Raw genomic sequence first — 17,336 nt, 5'->3', positions numbered from 1 at the left:
GCCCGCGCATGCAGCCCGGGGGCGACGTCGTCGGCCCGCACCCGTACGAGCGTCCGCCGGCCGGACGTACGACCCGCCGCGGGCCGCAGGGGCCACGGCACGGGGGACAGGACGCACGACAGCGTCCGGAGCAGGTGGGGCCACAGCACCCGGGGCCGGACACACGACAGCGCCCGGGGGCGCGCGGACCAGTGCGCGCCCCCGGGCGGAGACAGGAAAGCGGTGTTGGTCCGAAGGGGCTTCGGACCAACACCTTTCCCGGGGCGGGCGCGGGGTGAGGAAGGGGGAGCGCCCGCCCCGGGGGCGGAAGGGGGGAACCGCCGCGAACGTCAGCGGCAGTTGCGCCCGTCGTTGATGCAGGTCACGGCCTTGTTCATCAGGCCGTTCGACATCACGTTGATGAAGTCTCCGTGGTCGGTCACCGGCTTGTGCAGCTGCTCCGGGAAGCTGTCCACGGCGATGCGGGAGCCCGGCTGCACCCCGTACACGATGCGCTGGACCAGCTGCGGGATGGCGGTGAAGCCCTTCTGGCAGCGGCCGTTGCGGTCCGCGAACGCCACGTGCGTACGGTGGTTGGCGCTGTCGGCGTTCCGGCCGTCCCAGCAGCTCTGGAAGGAGAAGGTGCGCACCACGTCACTGCCCTTGGGGCAGATCGGGTACTTGTCCTTCAGTTGGCGGTCCTCGAAGCCGGTGCAGCTCCAGGAGGCGTTGGCGTTGGCCGTGCCGTTGGTGAGCGCCTTGGCGTCACCGGTGATGATCCGCAGGAAGCGGGGCATGGCCTTGACCTTGCCCTCGGGGCTGCCCTTGAAGGTGATCGTGACCTGCTTGGGCTTCAGGATCGTGCCGACGTTGCCGTCCTGCCCGCCGCCGGGTGCCTGTGCGTCCCGCTCCGCCTTGCCGTCCCGCAGTCGCAGCACGGGCCAGTAGTAGGTGGACTGGTCGCCGTTGCCGCACGTGGTACCGGCCCTGGCGAGGCTGTCGTTGGTGGAGAAGGCGTCCGTGGAGACATTGCCGACATAGTCGTGCATGTGGTGCGCACCGTTGGACACGCCGGGCGCGACGATGACGTTGTCGGGGTTGAAGTGGCCGTTCTCGTTGCGGCCGCAGTTCACGCTGAAGGAGCCCTTGGAGGCGTTGTTCTGGGCCTTGGGCGTACGGACGTTGGGGCGGACCTTGGTGATGTTCACGAAGTCGTTCTTCGCCGGAGCGCCCTTCTTGCCGGCCGCGGAGGACTTGGCGTCGGAGGCCAGAGCCGCAGCTCCGCCCCCGCCGTCCTCCTCGGCCGAGGCCTTCTTCATCTGGCAGGCGGCCAACCCGGCGATCTCCTTCGGGGGGTCACCCGCCCGGTCTATCGCGTCGGACACGCCCTTGATGGTCTGTTCCCGCTTCTGCTTGAGCTCGCCGAGGAGTGCGTCGCCCTGCGCCTGGCCGGAGGCGAGCCGCCGGTAGGCGTCGGCCACCTGGTCGTCCAGCTTGGCCAGGTTCTCGTCGACCTCGCCCTTGGCCTGCTCGGGCACGGCCGTGAGCTTCTCGCCCACGTCGGGGCAGTCGATGGTGTTCGTCGACTGCGACTTGCGGTTGTCGTCCTGGCCCGCGGAAGCGTTGCCGGCGATGACGGCGACCCCGCCGCCGCCCAGCACGAGCGCGGAGACCACTCCCACGAGCTTGGTCGACAATCGGGCGCGCTTGTGGCCCTTTGGACTCATGCGATCACTTCACTTCGTCGGTGGGACATTGTCGGAGAGCCCGTCGAAGTCGACCAGCCCGGTGTCTTCGAGGACCGTGATGTGGTCCAGGACCGTGGCGTTGGCGGACGTGGCGAGGGCTCGCACCATGGAGTTGCGGGTCTGGGCCCGGATCCCGGCCAGCAGGGAGAACACCTTTCCGTGCGCTCGGCGCAACAGCTGGGTGAACAGCCGCTCGTACTCGTCTCCCTTGGCGCGGTTCATCTGGCCCAGCCAGTCCTGCTGCTGCGCCGAGGGCTGGTTGGGCAGGTCGATGCCGAGGGCCTGGCCGACCTGGATGACCTGACGGTCCAGTTCGGTGTGGCCGTCGACGAGGTGGTCGCCGGCCGTTCGGATCGCAGGCTTCGACCCGCGCTGCTGGGCCTGCCGCCCGGCGGGCAGCTCCCACAGCCCGGCGAGTCGGACCTTGCGGACGAAGTCGCGGTCCGCGGCGGTCAGCGGCCCGTACGCCGTGCTCACCGTTCCCAGGCCGTCGTCGTCGGCCGGCGCCGGTCCCGGAGCCGTGGTCGCGGCCGTGGCCCGACTGCCGAACTTGTCCACGGGGACCAGCAGGGCGATCAGGGTGAGCGCGAGCGCGGTGATGACGACGCCGCTCGCGATCGAATACCGGGTGGCCGTCGACCAGCCTCGCGTGTTTCTCCGCCGCAATGACAGCAATGTGCCTCCTTGCTCCGTGGGGCCGGGAGGTGGCGGGGCAGGGAGGTCCCGCAAGCGTCGTGCGGTGCAACACCCGCATTCCCGGGGGTGTCACGGGACGGTAGTGCCCGGTGTGACGCCCCCGCCGGAGGACATCACCATCGGATAAACACTCTGGCCATTTCTCGAAAGGCTGATATCTTGCCGCGTTCCGCCCCACCGCCCCAGGGGCGCCCTACGCGCCGGGCGTCCGTTCCGGGGACGGTGCTGCGTAGCGGGCGGCGATGGCCGCCGCACGGTCGTGCAGCACGTCGCGCAGCCACTGCGGGGCGAGTACCTCCGTGCTCGCGGCGAGCTGCCACAGTGCCCATTCGGCGTGCCGCGGATCCTGGAAGGTGACCTCCAGCCGCAGCCGCCCCTCCGCGCCGCCCTCTGCGTCGCCCTCTGCGTCGCCCTCTGCGCCGTTTTCCTCGGCGAGGACGGCCACCGCGCCGGCCACCAGGTCCTCCCGCCGCGCCGGATCCACCCGCACCACGACGGCCACCTGGTCGCCGCCGGCCCGGAACCGCCTGCTGCGCTCCTGCCACGCCAGGTCCAGATCGACCCCCTCCGGCCGCTGCGCCGGTTCGTCGAGCTCCTCGGCGGCCAGGACCCGCGACAGCCGGTAGGTGCGGTCCGCTCCGGCCCGCGTGGCCAGCAAGTACCCCTGGCCGCGCACGGTGACCAGGCCGATCGGGTCCACCGTGCGCCACTCGGGATCCCGGCCCGCGGCCGCGTAGCGGATGCGCAGCCGGTGCCCGGCGAACACCGCCCGCCGGACCTCGGTGACCACGGCGTCCGGCAGCTCCTCGGTGACCAGCCGGCGTGCGAGGGCGTCGGTCTCCGGGTCGATCAACAGGCGCCGCGCCGCACCCGCCGCGGTGGCCCGCTGCCCCTCGGGCAGCGCGTCGACCACCTTGCGCATGGCCGACGCGAGCGCCGAGCCGAGGCCGAACGCCTGTGCGCCGCGCCGCGATCCGGCGACCAGCAGCGCGAGCGCCTCGTCGTGGTTCAGCCCCGTGAGCTCGGTACGGAAACCCGGCAGCAGGGTGAAACCGCCGTGCCGGCCGCGCTCGGCGTAGACCGGGACGCCGGCCGCGGACAGCGCATCGATGTCGCGCAGCACGGTCCGGGTGGACACCTCCAGCTCGCGGGCCAGCGTGGTCGCGGACATCCGGCCGTGCTGCCGCAGCAGCAGTACCAGGGAGACCAGACGATCGGCGCGCACCCGAAAACGCTACCGGAATACACGACACAGGATGTCGTGATGGGTTGCCAGGCTTCAACGCGACACAGTCCCTTGCACACGAGAGGTGTCCCATGGCGCACGACATCGTCAACCCCGACGGTCTGCACGACCCGACCCCGTTCGGCTACAGCCACACCGTCGGCGTCCCGGCGGGAACGGAACTCGTCCTCGTCGCCGGCCAGTACGGATCCGGCCCGGACGGCGCGGTCGTCTCGGCCGACTTCTCCGAGCAGGTCGAGCAGACGTTCCGCAACATCGGCGTCGCCCTCGCCGCCCACGGGCTCGACCTCGGCCACGTCGTCCAGCTCCGGACGTATGTGGTCGGCCACGACGTGACCAGGCTCGGGCCGATCGCCGCGGCCGTGCAGGAGCGCTGGGGCGCGAAGCCGCCCACCCAGACCCTCATCGGCGTCGCGGGCCTGGCCACTCCGGACGTGCTGTTCGAGGTCGAGGCCCTCGCGGCCCGCCCCTGACCCCGTGGGCCGCCGTCCACGGGGGGCGGCGGCCCACGGGCCCGGCGCGCCGCCCCCTGCGGGACGGGTACCGGATCAGGAGGGCGACGCCGCGAGCACCGCCTCGCGCGTTGCCCGCGGGGCCCGCTCGCCCCGCGCGGCCGGGGCCTGCGGCTCCGGCGCGGGTGTGTGGGTGTCCGTCAGGAGCGCGATGAGGGAGGTGCGCGCCCGGGCCACGCGGGAGCGGACGGTGCCGATCGGGCAGCCGATGGCCTCGGCCGCCTCCGCGTAGGGGAGACCCAGCAACTGCGTGAGGACGAAGGCCTCCCGGCGTTCGGCCGGGATCGCGGCCAGCAGCTCCGCCAGGGCGATGCCGTCCTCGAAGCCCGGAACGTCGCACGGCTGGGCCTGTTCGGCCGCCGTCTGCCAGTCGCAGCGGTCCGACAGTCTCGGCCGGGCGGCGGCGTGGCGCAGGCTGTCCACGACGGTGCGCCGGGCTATGGACAGCAGCCAGGTGCGTGCGGAGGAGCGGCCCTCGAACCGGTGGAGGCTCGCCAGCGCCCGCAGGAACACGTCCTGGGTGAGGTCGTCGGCGGCCTGGGTGTCGGCGCTCAGGTAGGCGACGTAGCGCCAGACATCGCGGTGGAGGGCGCGCACGAAGCGGTCCGTCATCGTGCGGTCGCCGTCCCGGGCGTCGAGCGCCAGGCGGGTCACCGCGGCGTCGGAGGCCTCGGTGTGCCGGGCGGGACGCTCGCCGGCGGTACCGGGCCGGGTGGTCGTCAGGGCAGGAGTCATCGCCAAAGGTCCTTATGTGCAAGGGGAGTCCGGCACCGCACGAGGGCGGGACCGGTGAGGGGCACGGCCTGCCGGAGGGCAGGGCCGAGGGCCCGAGGCGCGGCGTCCGCGCGACACCCGCGGGATACGAGGTGCGTCGGATGCCTTCAGGTGCACCAGGTACGTGCGAGGCGTGCGTGAGAGCGGTCGCGCCCCGGAGGGGACACGAACACGGACGCGGATGCCGATGCGGCTCGGGTGACCGGCTGTCGTCAGAGGACAGCGGTCGCCGTCGGCGGACCCCTGGAGGTGATGGCGTGGACGAGGAACAGCTGCCGCGGCGCGCGCGTCCGGCGCGGCCGGCGCACCCGCGGGAGCGGCCGGTGCGCGGGCGCGACCGGTCGAAGGAGCAGGCTCAGCGGGGCCCGCAGCCGGGCGGCCACGGCGCGCACCACCCGGAAGAGGGCCCGCTCGCCGTGGGCGAGCCACAGGCCGCACAGCACGGCGGCCAGCAGGTGGGCGATCAGCATTCCGGCCGGTGACATGAACGCCATCGGCACGGCCGAGGCCTCGTGCCCACCACCCGCCATGTGCATGGCCGTCGGAGAGGACAGGGCATCCGCCACCGGCTGCCCGGCGTGATGCACGTGAACAGCCGCTTGCCCTTCCGCCCCACCGGTTCCGGCCGACACGGCCGACACAGTCGGCCCGGTCGGTCCGGTCGGTCCGGTCAGGGACTGGGCCAGGGAGAAGGCCGAGTGGAGCACCGCCTGCACGGCGACGGCAGCCCCCGTTACGGCGAGGATCCCGCGCTCACGGCCCGCGAGGGACCAGGCCGCCCCCGCGGCCGCCGCGAACCCGACGGACAACGCCCACCAGGGCACCGCAGCACCCGACATGAGTATGTGTCCGATGGCCGCGAGCAGCACACAGAGGGCTGCGAACATCGCAGCCCGTAGGGCGCGTAAACAGCGGACCGGCTCCATGGCGGGGCTCATCCTCGCACCGGCCTCCCGAGCCGCACATCAGGGTGCGCACTTACGGACAAGTTTCCGCAGCCCCACCATGTCACGGCCGGGCCACATGCCTCGTGTGGTGCAGGGCACAGCGGAGGGGCGGGAACCGACCCGCCGCTCCATCCGACTGCCTACCCGGTCGATCGAGGAGTTCAACGTCCGGGGAAGGGAGACTTTGTGGCGTCGGAGGGAACGACGACGGCATCGCCGACGGAGAAGGACGGCGGTGCGGGGCGGCGGCTGACGGCGCTCCTCACCTGCGCCATGGCGTTCTCGATGCTGCAACTGTTCCTGCTCGGGGCGCTCGGTCCGCGCCTCGTGACGGAACTGGGCCTCTCGCCCGCCCTGTTGGGACTGACCACCACGATCGGCTTCGGAACGGCCGCCGCCCTGTCACCGGCGGGCGGGCGGATCGTGGACCGGATCGGCCCCCGGCGCTCGCTCGTCGCACTGCTGCTGCTCTCCGCCGCGGCGCTCGCCCTGATCGGGGCCGCCCCCGGCGCCGGCCTGCTGCTGGGCGCCGTCGCACTGGGCGGCGTACCGCAGGCGCTCGCCAACCCGGCCACCAACAAGGCCGTGCTGCGCGCCGTACCACCCGCCCGGCGGGGCGCCGTCACCGGTCTGAAGCAGTCCGGCGTGCAGCTGGGCGCCTTCGCGGCCGGAGCGCCGCTGGCCGCGCTCGCGGGCGGCATCGGCTGGCGGGGCGCGGTCTGGACGGGCGCCGCGGCGGCCCTGCTCACCGGGCTGTGGGCGCTGCGGGTCCTTCCCGCGGACCCCCCGCCGGCGCCGGCGGCCGACCACCGTACGGAACTCGTGCCGCGCGGGATGGTGGCCCGGCTGGCCGTGTTCTCGCTGTTCCTCGGTGCGGGAATCGCCTCCGTGAACACGTATCTGGCCCTCTTCGGTGCGCAGCGCCTGGGCATGGGACCGACGGCGGCCGCCGCCCTGGTCGCCGTACTCGGAGTGGCCGGTATCGCCGGCCGGGTGGGCTGGTCCAAGGCGGCCCGTCCCGGGCGCGCCGAGTGGCTCCCCGGCTGGCTCGCGTGCGGAGCGCTGGGCGCCGCCGCCCTGCTGGCAGCCGCCCTCGTGGCGGGCCCGCTGGTGTGGGTCGGCGCGGTCGCCGTCGGGGTGTTCGCCGTCTCCGGCAACGCCGTCTCGATGGTGCTGGTCCTCCAACGGGCCGCCCCCGGGCGGGCCGGACAGGACTCCGCCCTGGTCGCGGCCGGGTTCTTCGCCGGATTCGCTCTCGGCCCGCCGCTGTTCGGCCTGCTCGCGCAGAGCGGGCGGTACGGACCGGGCTGGCTCCTGGTGGCGGCGGAGTTCGCGGCCGCCGCGGCCGTCGCGTTCCGCTGGGCGGTACGGGACCGGCGCGGAGGCACGGCGTGAGCGCCGCAACCGGCCGGGCGCTGGAAGCGGTCATGGAGCGGGTGGCGCTGACCGCGGCCGAAGTGGGCCCCCGCTTCCCCCTCTACGCCGACCCGGGCGACGGGCGGTGGACCACGACCGGACGCGGTTCGTGGACCGGGGGCTTCTGGGCCGGGCTGCTGTGGCTGCGGGCGCGGTACACCGGAGCCGAGCCCGACCGGCGGGCCGCCGCCGCGTGCACGGCCCGCCTCGAACCGTGGGCCGGGGCCGACACCGCCACCCGCGGCCTCATCTTCTGGTACGGGACCGCCCCGGCCGGCGGCGACGCCGAGGCCGCCGCGCTCCGCGCCCGGGCGGCCCGGGCCTGCCTGTCGGCCTGCGACCCCGAACTCGGGATCCTGCCCTGGGGCGAGGCTCTGGGCGGACCCCGCCTGCTTGCCCGCGTGGACGGCGTACCCGGCACCGTGCCGCTCCTCGCGGGCGCCGGGCCGGACGGGGCGGCCGCGGCGGCCGCCCACCTCCACCGGCACCTGGACCTCTGCCTCGGCCGGCCCGGCGGCGCAAAACCGTGGTTCCGGCCCGCCCTGGGCTTCGAGCCGGCCACCGGCCGGTGGCACCCGTGCGAGGACCCGCCGGCCGGCTGGAGCCGCGGACGGGCCTGGCTGCTCCTCGCGGTCGCCGACGCCCTGCTCCAACCGGCCCTTCCCGCAGGCGACTTCGGTCGCCTCACCGAAGCGGCCGCCCTGCTGACCGCGCGCGGCGGGGTTCTGACCGGCCGGCCGGTCCCGCCTGCCGACACCGCCCGCCCGGACGGCCCCCTCGACACCTCGGCCGCGGCGATCACGGCGGTCGCCCTGCTGAAACTGGCCCGGACGCCCGGCCCCCGCGCGGAGCAGTACGCGCTCCGGGCGGAGGAGGTCCTCGACCGCCTGATCCGGTCCCACCTCACCGGCGACGACGGCGCCCGCCCGCCCGGAATGCTCCTGGACGGCTGCTACGACGAGGCGAAGCGGCTGGCGGTCCGCCACGAACTCGTCTGGGGCGACTTCTTCCTGGCCCTCGCCCTGGCCGCCCTGCACGGCCTCGTCGACATCACCCGCGTCTAGGCCGTCTCTTCCGGATCTTGCCGGGACCGCGCCGCCCGGCACCGCACCCGGCCGCGTTGTCGAGGCGCCCGAGTACGTCCAGTACACGGGCGCCCCTCCGCCTTGCCGGCCACGGCACCGGACGACGCGGGCCCGACCGACAAGATCCGAAAGAGACGACCTGGTGCTTCCGCGTCGTGGTCACTGACGGCTCGATGCGGTCACGGCACTAGCACTCCCCGCGCCACGTCACCTTGGTGATGACGGTGTCGTGGTTGAAGCTGATGCCGTAGTCGCCCGGACCGGGGTAGTAGTGGACGCACTCCGAGCCGGAGCCGATGCCCTTCCAGTCGACCTGGATGTGGTCGAAGCCGGGAAACGGCGCGCCGTTGTTGAATATGGACCGGCCGGTCACGCTGCCCGACCAGTTGCCGTCCGACTTCAGGACCAGCCGGCCCGTCCCGTAGTCACCCGAGTAGATGCAGAAGTAGCCCTTGTCGCAGCCCGGTGGAACCGGTGCGGCCGAGGCCGTCGGCGCCGCCCCCAGCACGCCGGCCATCGCGGCTGCAGCGGCCAGGGCTCCGAGTGCACGCTTGTTCATCACAGTTCTCCCCATTCGAAGGTCGTCTCACAACGGGACGGCGAGTCGGCACTCGCCGCAGGAGCCGCGGGCCGTTCCCGCGGCGCGGTCAGCAGACGGGCACTCCGGGCACCTGGTTCTCCGGAACGCTGAGATAGATGTTGGTCATGTATCCCCCGTACTGCGGCAGGTGGGCCCACCAGTCGTTGACGTAGGGCGGTTGGCTGACCTGCTGTCCGCGCTTCTGGCAGCCGACCAGGACCTCGACTCCGGCGGGCAGGGTGGTGATCGCGCCGGAGGTGGTGGTCGCCTGGGTGCGGACCCGGACGCCGCTGCCCCAGGTCCCGACCCACGTACCGGCGGGGCGGGAGGCGCCGGGGACGTTCAGGGAACGGGTCAGCCGCCCGATGTCCGTGTAGGCCTTGCCGTAGGACGTTCCGCCGGGGTGCAGGGTGAAGACCGCCACGATGGAGCGGTCGCCCGCGCCCACCACCCCCGTCGTGTGCAGTGCCGGACGCGAGAGGTCCACGGCGTCGGCGCCCGCCGGCGTCCGGGCGTCCGTTCCCGCCGGGTCCTCCGCGGCTCCGGCGGCCGTCGCGGTCGGTGCCGTGCAGCCGCCCGAACTGAAGCCCGACCAGCCCTGCTTGACGGCCCAGGGGCGGTTGAAGGAGCCGGCGATGCCGAAGTGCTGGTCGTAGCCGTCGGTGGCGCAGCGGGTGGACTGCCGCAGGTCACCGAGGAGGTAGTCGCGTGTCGCCGCCGGCGCGGAGTCCAGCAGATGGCGGTAGATCTTCACGGTGTCACGGGCCGAGAGGGCCGTGTAGCCCCAGTAGCCGGGATGGGTGGACGGGGGCCGGGCGGTGTCCGTCAGGCCGAGCCGGGTGACCATCCGGTCGACGATCGCCCCCGAGCCGTTGTTGGACCAGAACGTGCTCGCAGCCGTGTCGTCGCTGCCGCGCAGCATGGTGTCGATCCGGGCCCGGTCGGCGGCCGGCAGGGCGTCGGGGCTTCGGTTCCAGAGCACGTCCAGGGCGATCAGCAGCTTCACCACCGACGCGGACCTGAACTGTGCGGCGGTGTTGAGCTGTTCGGTGAAGGTGCCGGTCTGGCGGTCGAAGACGGCGACGCCCGCCGTCACCCCGGCGGGCACGTCGGCCTGGACCGCCGCCGGGCGCGCCGAAGGGGACTCGGCGGAGGCGACGGAGACGGTCGTCGCGGTGGTGCACAGGAACGCGGCGAGGGCGGCGGTCAGCGCGCCCGCCCGCACCGCGCTCTTCCGGGTGCTGCTCAAGGTCATCATGGTCGTCCTCGGGATCGGTGGAGGGGGAGTGGAGGCGGATGCCCCCGGGACCGGCCGTGGTGGTCCCGGGGGCATCCGCTCGGTGCGGGCCGTCGTTCAGCAGGTCGGCAGACCCGTGTCCGGCTCGTCGTTGCCGCCTCCGACGAGGAAGATCTCGCTCATGTATGCGGACTTGGCCATGCCCACCGCCGGGGTCTTGACCCACCAGGTGTGCCAGTAGTCGCCGTACGTCGCACGGCCGCCCTTGACCTGGCACTGCACCCTGAGGACGCCGCCGGGGGGCGAGGTGGCGGTGACCTGGGCCTGGGGATCGGGGGCGGAACGCAGATTGATGTCCGAGCCCCAGATCGGGCACAGGAACGTACCCGGGTAGTTCCGGTCGGGGGTGCACGGCGCCGAGTCGGCGGCCTGGGCGGACGGGGTGAGGCCGGGGGAGAGGAGCAGTGCCGCTGCGAGGGCCGCCGCCGCGGCCCCCTTCCTGCCGGCGAGGGCGACGGTCAGCATGTGGCCACCCCGGGCAGCCAGGCGGCCGGGTGGTCGATGTAGATGTTGGAGATGTAGCCGCCGAGCGCCGGGATGTAGGACCAGGCGTCGTTGGTGTAGCCCTCGGCGGTGACCGAGTCGCCGCGCTTCTGGCACTGCACCTGGACCGGCGTCGGGCCGGTCAGCGTGCGCACGACCGCCGCGTTCAGCCGGGCGTCGGCGCGCACCCGGACCGACGTGCCCCACGTGCTGAAGTTCGTACCGGGAGTTCCGCTGCCCGGGGTGCACGGCAGGCTCACACCGCGCTCGGCCAGATAGGCGACCGGGTCCATGCCCCGGGTGCTGGCCGTGGAGGAGTGCGCCTCGAAGTGGAGGTGCGGGCCGGTGGACTGGCCCTCGGAGCCCATGCGTGCGATCAGCTGGCCGCTGCTGACGCGCTGGTTCACGGAGACGAGGCGCTCGTACATGTGGCCGTACTCGGTGACGGTTCCGTCGTCGTGCTTGATGCGGATCCACTGGCCGTAGCCGCTGGCGGTGCCGGAGACGATGACGGTGCCGGGCCCGGCGGAGTGGATCGGCGTACCGCGGTTGTTGGCGATGTCGACGCCGTCGTGGCCGGAGTGCCATCCCTGGGTCACCGTGCCGGCCGTCGGGCAGGAACCGGCGTAGCCGGCGGCCTTGGCGGGCGCGGCGGCGGCCTGGCCGGCCGCGAGCGGGACCAGCCCGGCCGCGGTGACCGCGGCGACGAGCAGGCCGATGGACTTGGTGCGCTTGAGTGTGCGCATGACGGAGTCTCCTCTGTGAGCGATGTGAGCGATGTGAGCGATGTGAGAGAAATGAGAGGTGCGAGAGGTGTGAGAGGCGTGCGGGAAGCGGTGGGTCAGCAGGTGGGAACCCCGGGCAGCCAGGCCGCCGGGTCGTTGATGTAGATGTTCGAGATCCACGCCTTGTACTTGGGCAGGTACGACCAGGCGTCGTTGGTGTAGCCCTCGGCGGTGACCGTCTCCCCCCGTGCCTGGCAGAGCACGTCCACGGCCGTGGGGCCGGGCAGCCGGGTCACGGGAGGCTTCTGGGTGCCGGGCTCGGGACGGAGGCCCACCTGGGTGCCCCAGGTCATGAACCGCTTGGTGTCGGCGGGCGGCTGCTGGGCGCCGGCGATGCGCAGGGCGCCCGCGTACTGGGAGTCCAGCCGTACGTCGCTGACCTGCACGAGGGTGCCGGACTCCCGGGCCTCGACCATCTTGCCGTTGCCGAGGTAGACGGCGATGTGGTGGACGCTGCCGAGGTTGGCCGGGTCCGACCCCCACAGCAGCAGATCGCCCGGCTGCAGCGGAGCGGTTCCCTGGGCGCGGGTGAACCGGGCGGTGGCGCCGCTCCACCGGGCCTGGTTCCACGTCCCCTCGGGCAGGGCGATGCCCGCTCCCTGCCAGGCCGCGTACTGCACGAGGTGCGAGCAGTCGAAGCCCTTCACCCGGCTGTCGTGGGCGCCGGGGCCGCCTCCGGGATAGTCCTGACCGTACGTCGGCCCGTGGATGGAACCGCCGCCCCACGAGTACGGCACCCCGATCTGTGAGCAGGCGGCGTTGACGATCGCCTGCGCCTGGGCCGAAGCGTCCGCCAGGGGACGGCAGCCGGTGGCGGCCGCGGCCGCCGTTGGGACCGGCGAGGACACCGGCGACGAGGCGGCCGTCGCCGTACCGGTACAGGCCAACGCGGTGGAGAGCAACAGCCCTCCCGCCGTCGCGAGTGTGCGGTGGGTGCGGTGGGTGCGGTTCATGGGTTCCCCCTGGGGTGGTCGGTGCGATGTGCGGAGGTGCTGTACGGGGCGTCGGCGGCCGGTTCCTATGCGGCGAGCGCGGCGCGGATCTTGGCGAGGCCGCGCATACGGTTGCGCTGGACCGTGCCGCGGTGTGCGCCGAGTCGTTCCCCCGCCATGTCGTGGGTCAGGCCCTCGATGTCGACCAGGATCACGGCCGCCGCCTCCTTGGGGGACAGCCCGCGCAGCAGCGCGGCCGTCACCGCCTCGGCCTCCCTGCCGGCGAAGCCGCCGTCCCAGCCGCGTTCCGGCAGCCGGTCGGTGCAGCGCTCCTGGCGCGAGGGGTGCCGCCACAGATCGCGCAGGAGGTTCAGCGCCGCCGCGCAGGTGTAGGCGTACGGCTGCTGCTGGCGCGTCAGGGTGTGGGCACGTGCCCGGCGGGAGAGTCTCAGGTACGTCTCCTGCAGCAGGTCGTCGGCGTCGTGCGGATTGCCGGTCAGGGCCAGCAGTCGGCGCCGCAGCCTCGGCATCACGGCGGTGAACGCCTCGTCGAACTCGGCGGCAGTCATGTGGTCGGTGAAGGTCGCCGTGCTCGTGCTCGTGCCGGTGCTCGTGCTCGTGCCGGCGCTCGTGCTCGTGCTCGGCGGCTCGGTCTGGGAGGTCTCGGCCGACGTGGTCGTCGTCGTGATGCAGGTGCTCTCCACGGTGTTCCCCCGGGTTCGGGCTGTCTCAGGCTGGGGTTGGGCTCAGGGAGGCGGGACCGTACTTGGCCGCCGGCGCTTCGGTCAGGAGCGCCCAGTACCGGTCCCCGTAGGACCAGTGCCACCACTCGGTCGGGTAGTTGACGAACCCCGCGGCCGTCATGGCCCGGCCCATCGCCGCCCGGTTGGCGCGGGCGTGGGAGTCGACGTTGAGCGCGGCGGTGCGGCAGCCGCCCCCGCTCTCCTCGGGGGTGGCGTTGACCTCCGTACCGAGGGGCAGCTCGGCCCCGTCGTCGGTGCACAGCGTCAGGTCCACCGCTCCGCCGCTGACGTGCGGGGCGACCTCCGGGGGCGAGATGTACGCGCTGGCCAGCTCGCGAATCCGGTCCGGCCCGGCGTCCGGGTGCGCCGTGCGCAGGGCCGCCGCGTACTCGTCGAAGTAGCGGCGCTGCAGGGCGGGCGGCCGGAAGCCCTCCACCACCAGCAGGCGGATGCCCGGGGGCAGCGCCTGCTGTGCGAGCAGGAGGCGGCGCAGCACGTCGGCCCGCAGATGTGCGTACGAGCCGTCGTGGTCGGTCTTCCGCGTGTCGACCCGTAGTGCGGCGACCTCCCGGGCGTCGACCAGGGGTTCACCGTTCTCGGTGACACGCGTGGCGGCGACCCGGGGGTCCGAGAGGAGGATGATGTCCGTCACGCTCACAGCGTCGGGGCGGGCGCTGCAGGATCGATGCAGATCCTCTGCAGGAGCCATGCATCGCCGGGAACGGGCCACCAGGACTGCAGACCCGACGGGTTTCGGTCACCCGTGCGCCACATCGGTCGTCCGTGAAACCGGAGGCCCGGTGTCGGGCGTAAACCTCAGTGGGGGCCGACACGTTGTCCCCGGATGCGGAACGTGAAATCGGGGGACACGGTGGACCTTTGCCTTCTGGGTCCGGTCGAGGTGGTGAGCGGGGGCCGCCGGATCGCGCTGAACGGCGCCAAACCGACCGCGATCCTCGCGGCTCTCGTCGTGCATCTCGGCGAGGTGCTGTCCGCCCGGCGGCTCGTCGATCTGGTCTGGGAGGAGGAGCCGCCCGCCACCGCGCGGGCGCTCGTCGCGTCGCACGTCTCCGGACTGCGCCGGGCCCTGGCCGGTACGGAGGGCGCGGAGGCCATCCGTACCCGCACCCCGGGCTACGTCGCCGAGTTCCCGCCCGACGCCGTGGACGTCCGTCGTTTCGAGAAGGCGTTCGCGGCCGGGCGGCAGGCGGCTGTCGACGGGCGGGCGGAGGAGGCCGTCGAGACCCTGCAGGCGGCGTCGCGCCTGTGGCGCGGCCGGGAGGCCCTGGAGGGGCTCGGTCAGTCCTTCGCCCGTGTCGAGGCCATGCGGCTGATGGAACTCCGGCTGGAGGCGCAGGAGTTCCGCTTCTCCGCCGAGCTGGACCTGGACCGTCGTACGGACCTCGTCTCCGAACTCGTCGCCCATGTCGCCGCCCACCCCCTCAGGGAGCGCCCGCGCGGCCAGCTGATGACCGCCCTGTTCCGCACCGGCCGGATGCCCGACGCGTTGCGCGTCTACGACGAGGGCCGCCGGCTGCTCCGTACGGAACTGGGCGCGGACCCCGGCCCGGAACTGCGCGCACTGCACCAGGCCCTGCTCCGGGCGGACACCACGGTGCTGGGAGCGCCGGCCGCCCGAAGAGCCGCGCTCGCCGGGAAGGGGCAGGTGCCCGCGCCGGCGGCGGCTCCCGCGCGCTCGGGCGAGGACGTACCGGCGACCCGCCGCGCCGACCGGCCCCACGGCGCCGCCGGTCGTCCCGTGCCCACCCAACTGCCCCCCGACGCAGCTGACTTCATAGGCCGCACCGAGCAGACGGCCTGGGTGACCTCCCTGCTGGAGGAGGTGCGCAACCCGCTGCGCACGGCGCCGCGCATCGGGGTGATCTCCGGCCGGTCGGGCACCGGCAAGACCGCCCTGGCCGTCCACGTGGGCCATCGCACCGCCGCGCTCTTCCCCGACGGACAGCTCTTCGTGGACCTGCGCGCCTCGGACTCCGAGCCGGTACGGACCGCGGACGCCCTGGCCCGACTGCTGCGCGCCCTCGGGGTGGACCCGGAGACCCCGGCGCGCGACGAGGAGGACCTCCTCGGGCTGTACCGCACGCACATCGCGCGCCGCCGGGTCCTGCTCGTCCTCGACAACGCTGTCAGCGAGGCCCTGCTGCGTCCGCTGCTCCCGCCGGGCGGCGGCTCGGCCGTGCTGATCACCGCCCGCCGCCGGCTCGTCGCGCTGGAGGGCGCCGCCCACCTCGACCTGGGGGTGCCGTCCGAAGCGGAGGCGCTGGACCTGCTGGCCCGTGTGGCCGGTCCGGCCCGGCCCGCGCTGGATCCCGACCGGGCCGCCGAGATCGTCGCACTGTGCGGTCGGCTTCCGCTCGCCGTCCGTATCGCCGGTGCCCGCCTCGCCGCCCGCCCCCACTGGACGCCGGCGCGGCTCGTGTCGCGCCTGAGGGACGAGCGCCGCCGGCTGGACGAACTGCAGGCGGGCGACCTGGAAGTGCGCGCGAGCCTCGGAATGGGTTACGCGGACCTGGCCGAGCAGGAGCAGCGCGCCCTGCGCCGCCTGGCCCTGATGGATCTGCCCGACTTCGCCGCGTGGGTCGCCGGGCAGCTCCTGGACGTGAACGAGGACGATGCGGAGGACGCGGTCGAACAACTCGTGGACTGCCACTTCGTGGAGGTCGTGGGGACCGACGAGACGGGCACGACCCGCTACCGGATCCACGACCTGGCGCGCGAGTACGCCCGGGAGCGCTGCCTGGCCGACGAGGCCCCGGAGGAACGGGAGACGGCGGTGCGCCGACTGGTCGACCGCTGGCTGGCCATGGCCCGCGTCGCGGCGGCCCACGGCCCGGGCGGCGCCTCACGGCTCCTCCCCGTCACTGCTGCGGACGGGCCGGCGCAGGCCGCGGATCGATCCGCCGGGGTCCCGCCGACGGAAGCGTCGGCCCACCTCACGGACGAGCCGGCCGCGTGGTTCGCCGCCGAGCAGCCGTGTCTGCTGGCCGCCGTCATCCACTGCGCGGACCACGGAATGTTCGACGCCGCCCGCGAGCTCGCCGCCACCCTCATGGCCGCCTCCGCGGCCCTCTACAACCAGTTCGACGCGTGGTCCCGTTCCCACGACGTGGCCCTGGCGGCGGTACGCCGGGGCGGGGACGTCGAGGGCGAGGCCTGGCTGCTGATCGGGCTGGGCCAACTCCGCCTGGAGCAGGACCGCTTCGACGAGGCCTACGCGTTCTTCGCCCTTGCGCTCGGCCTGTTCGAGGAGCGGTCCGTCCGCGCCGGCTGCGCGGGCGCGCGGGCCGGCATGGGCGCGGCCCGCCGCGAACAGGCCCGCTTCGACGAGGCGCTGCCCCTGCTGACCTCGGCGCTCGAACAGTACCGGGAGCCGGAGGACATCGCCTCCATGGCCCATGTGCTGTACGGCATCGGGTCCGTCCACCGCGAGCAGGGCCGCGACGACGAGGCGTGGGAGGCGATCTCCCGCGCCCGCCGGCTGTACGTCACCGCACGGGACCGGCACGGCGAGGCGCTCGCACTGCGCTCACTGGGCCTGTGCCACCGGGCGCGGGGGGACCTGGCACGGGCGGAGGACCTGCTGCGGCAGTCCCTCGCCATCTTCGAGGAGACGGACGACGCCTTCGGCGTCATGTACGCGAGCATGTCGCTGGCCAAGGTCGAGTTCCGGCAGGGCCGGATGGCCGAGCCCCGGCAGCGGCTCGACCGGTGTCTGGAGATCACCCGCAAGCGGCAGGACATGTTCGGTGAGGCCCTCGTCCTGCGCACCCTGGGGGAGTGGCATCTCGCCGCGTCCGACGGGGAGACGGCGACCGAGATTCTGCGACAGGCCCTCGGACTGTGGGACAAGCTGCAACTGCCGCTGTGGCGCGCCCGCACCCTGCGGGACCTGGCCCGCGCCGCACTGGCCCAGGGCCGGACCGCGACGGCACGCGAGTGCGAACAGGAGGCGTACGAGGTCTTCCGCCGGCTCGGCACCCGCGAGGCGCGGGAACTCCCCGAAGCGGGGGACGCCCCGGGGCACTGAGGCAGCCGCTGCACGACGCGGAATCCGGCCCGGCACTCCCCGGCGCTCATACGGGAGGCGACCAC

The 17,336-nt window shown here is 73.6% G+C and carries 16 protein-coding genes; 4 read left to right on the top strand and 12 right to left on the bottom strand.

Translation table 11 applies throughout. The features are described from left to right. Positions 1–329: 329 nt before the first annotated feature. From E6U81_RS35030 to E6U81_RS35020, 3 genes are all read right to left on the bottom strand, one after another. Complete coding sequence (locus E6U81_RS35030) at positions 330–1,706, bottom strand: DUF1996 domain-containing protein (protein WP_136234035.1); 1,377 nt, start codon at positions 1,704–1,706, stop codon at positions 330–332. A gap of 9 nt (positions 1,707–1,715) precedes the next feature. Next, positions 1,716–2,393 carry a DUF4142 domain-containing protein gene (locus tag E6U81_RS35025; RefSeq protein WP_240804195.1) on the bottom strand — a complete coding sequence of 226 codons (678 nt, stop codon included), beginning with the start codon at positions 2,391–2,393 and terminating at the stop codon, positions 1,716–1,718. 223 nt (positions 2,394–2,616) lie between these two features. Then, positions 2,617–3,648, bottom strand: a complete 1,032-nt coding sequence (locus E6U81_RS35020; RefSeq protein ID WP_136234033.1) for a WYL domain-containing protein — start codon at positions 3,646–3,648, stop codon at positions 2,617–2,619. Between the two features lie 92 nt (positions 3,649–3,740). On the opposite strand from E6U81_RS35020, the gene E6U81_RS35015 reads away from it, so the two are divergent. Then, positions 3,741–4,142 (top strand): Rid family hydrolase, encoded by a 402-nt coding sequence (locus E6U81_RS35015; RefSeq protein ID WP_136234032.1) that lies wholly within the window; start codon positions 3,741–3,743, stop codon positions 4,140–4,142. 75 nt (positions 4,143–4,217) lie between these two features. On the opposite strand, the gene E6U81_RS35010 is transcribed toward E6U81_RS35015, so the two are convergent. Then, positions 4,218–4,916 (bottom strand): sigma-70 family RNA polymerase sigma factor, encoded by a 699-nt coding sequence (locus E6U81_RS35010; RefSeq protein ID WP_136234031.1) that lies wholly within the window; start codon positions 4,914–4,916, stop codon positions 4,218–4,220. A 251-nt stretch (positions 4,917–5,167) separates the two neighbouring features. After that, complete coding sequence (locus E6U81_RS35005) at positions 5,168–5,842, bottom strand: hypothetical protein (protein ID WP_136234030.1); 675 nt, start codon at positions 5,840–5,842, stop codon at positions 5,168–5,170. Positions 5,843–6,088: 246 nt separating this feature from the next. On the opposite strand from E6U81_RS35005, the gene E6U81_RS35000 reads away from it, so the two are divergent. Continuing rightward, complete coding sequence (locus tag E6U81_RS35000) at positions 6,089–7,297, top strand: MFS transporter (RefSeq protein ID WP_240804194.1); 1,209 nt, start codon at positions 6,089–6,091, stop codon at positions 7,295–7,297. Continuing rightward, positions 7,294–8,382, top strand: a complete 1,089-nt coding sequence (locus tag E6U81_RS34995; RefSeq protein WP_346766195.1) for a sugar ABC transporter permease — start codon at positions 7,294–7,296, stop codon at positions 8,380–8,382. Before E6U81_RS35000 ends, E6U81_RS34995 begins: the two co-directional genes overlap by 4 nt. 208 nt (positions 8,383–8,590) lie before the next feature. Here E6U81_RS34995 and E6U81_RS34990 read toward each other — a convergent pair whose 3' ends face one another. The 7 genes from E6U81_RS34990 to E6U81_RS34960 form a co-directional block, all read right to left on the bottom strand. After that, entirely contained in the window at positions 8,591–8,962 is a 372-nt protein-coding gene (locus E6U81_RS34990) for a peptidase inhibitor family I36 protein (protein ID WP_136234029.1), read from the bottom strand. A gap of 88 nt (positions 8,963–9,050) precedes the next feature. Beyond that, positions 9,051–10,238, bottom strand: a complete 1,188-nt coding sequence (locus E6U81_RS34985) for a hypothetical protein (RefSeq protein ID WP_136234028.1) — start codon at positions 10,236–10,238, stop codon at positions 9,051–9,053. 99 nt (positions 10,239–10,337) lie between these two features. Further along, positions 10,338–10,745, bottom strand: coding sequence for a hypothetical protein (locus E6U81_RS34980; protein ID WP_136234027.1), 408 nt, complete (start codon positions 10,743–10,745; stop codon positions 10,338–10,340). After that, the gene (locus E6U81_RS34975) at positions 10,739–11,509 is read right to left on the bottom strand and encodes a M23 family metallopeptidase (RefSeq protein WP_136234026.1); all 771 of its coding nucleotides are present in this window, start codon (positions 11,507–11,509) and stop codon (positions 10,739–10,741) included. Before E6U81_RS34975 ends, E6U81_RS34980 begins: the two co-directional genes overlap by 7 nt. 95 nt (positions 11,510–11,604) lie before the next feature. Continuing rightward, entirely contained in the window at positions 11,605–12,501 is an 897-nt protein-coding gene (locus E6U81_RS34970; RefSeq protein WP_136234025.1) for an NlpC/P60 family protein, read from the bottom strand. A 65-nt stretch (positions 12,502–12,566) separates the two neighbouring features. After that, positions 12,567–13,049, bottom strand: a complete 483-nt coding sequence (locus E6U81_RS34965) for a sigma-70 family RNA polymerase sigma factor (protein ID WP_136234041.1) — start codon at positions 13,047–13,049, stop codon at positions 12,567–12,569. 160 nt (positions 13,050–13,209) lie between these two features. Then, a complete protein-coding gene (locus E6U81_RS34960) occupies positions 13,210–13,875 on the bottom strand; it encodes a M15 family metallopeptidase (protein WP_136234024.1) in 666 nt (221 codons plus the stop codon). A gap of 192 nt (positions 13,876–14,067) precedes the next feature. On the opposite strand from E6U81_RS34960, the gene E6U81_RS34955 reads away from it, so the two are divergent. Next, entirely contained in the window at positions 14,068–17,271 is a 3,204-nt protein-coding gene (locus tag E6U81_RS34955) for a BTAD domain-containing putative transcriptional regulator (protein WP_136234023.1), read from the top strand. Positions 17,272–17,336: the final 65 nt, after the last annotated feature.

Source organism: Streptomyces sp. A0592, from assembly GCF_004795115.1.
Lineage (GTDB): Bacteria > Actinomycetota > Actinomycetes > Streptomycetales > Streptomycetaceae > Streptomyces > Streptomyces erythrochromogenes.
Note: the sequence above shows the minus strand (reverse complement) of the source record. Positions and strands in the feature narration are given on the sequence as shown.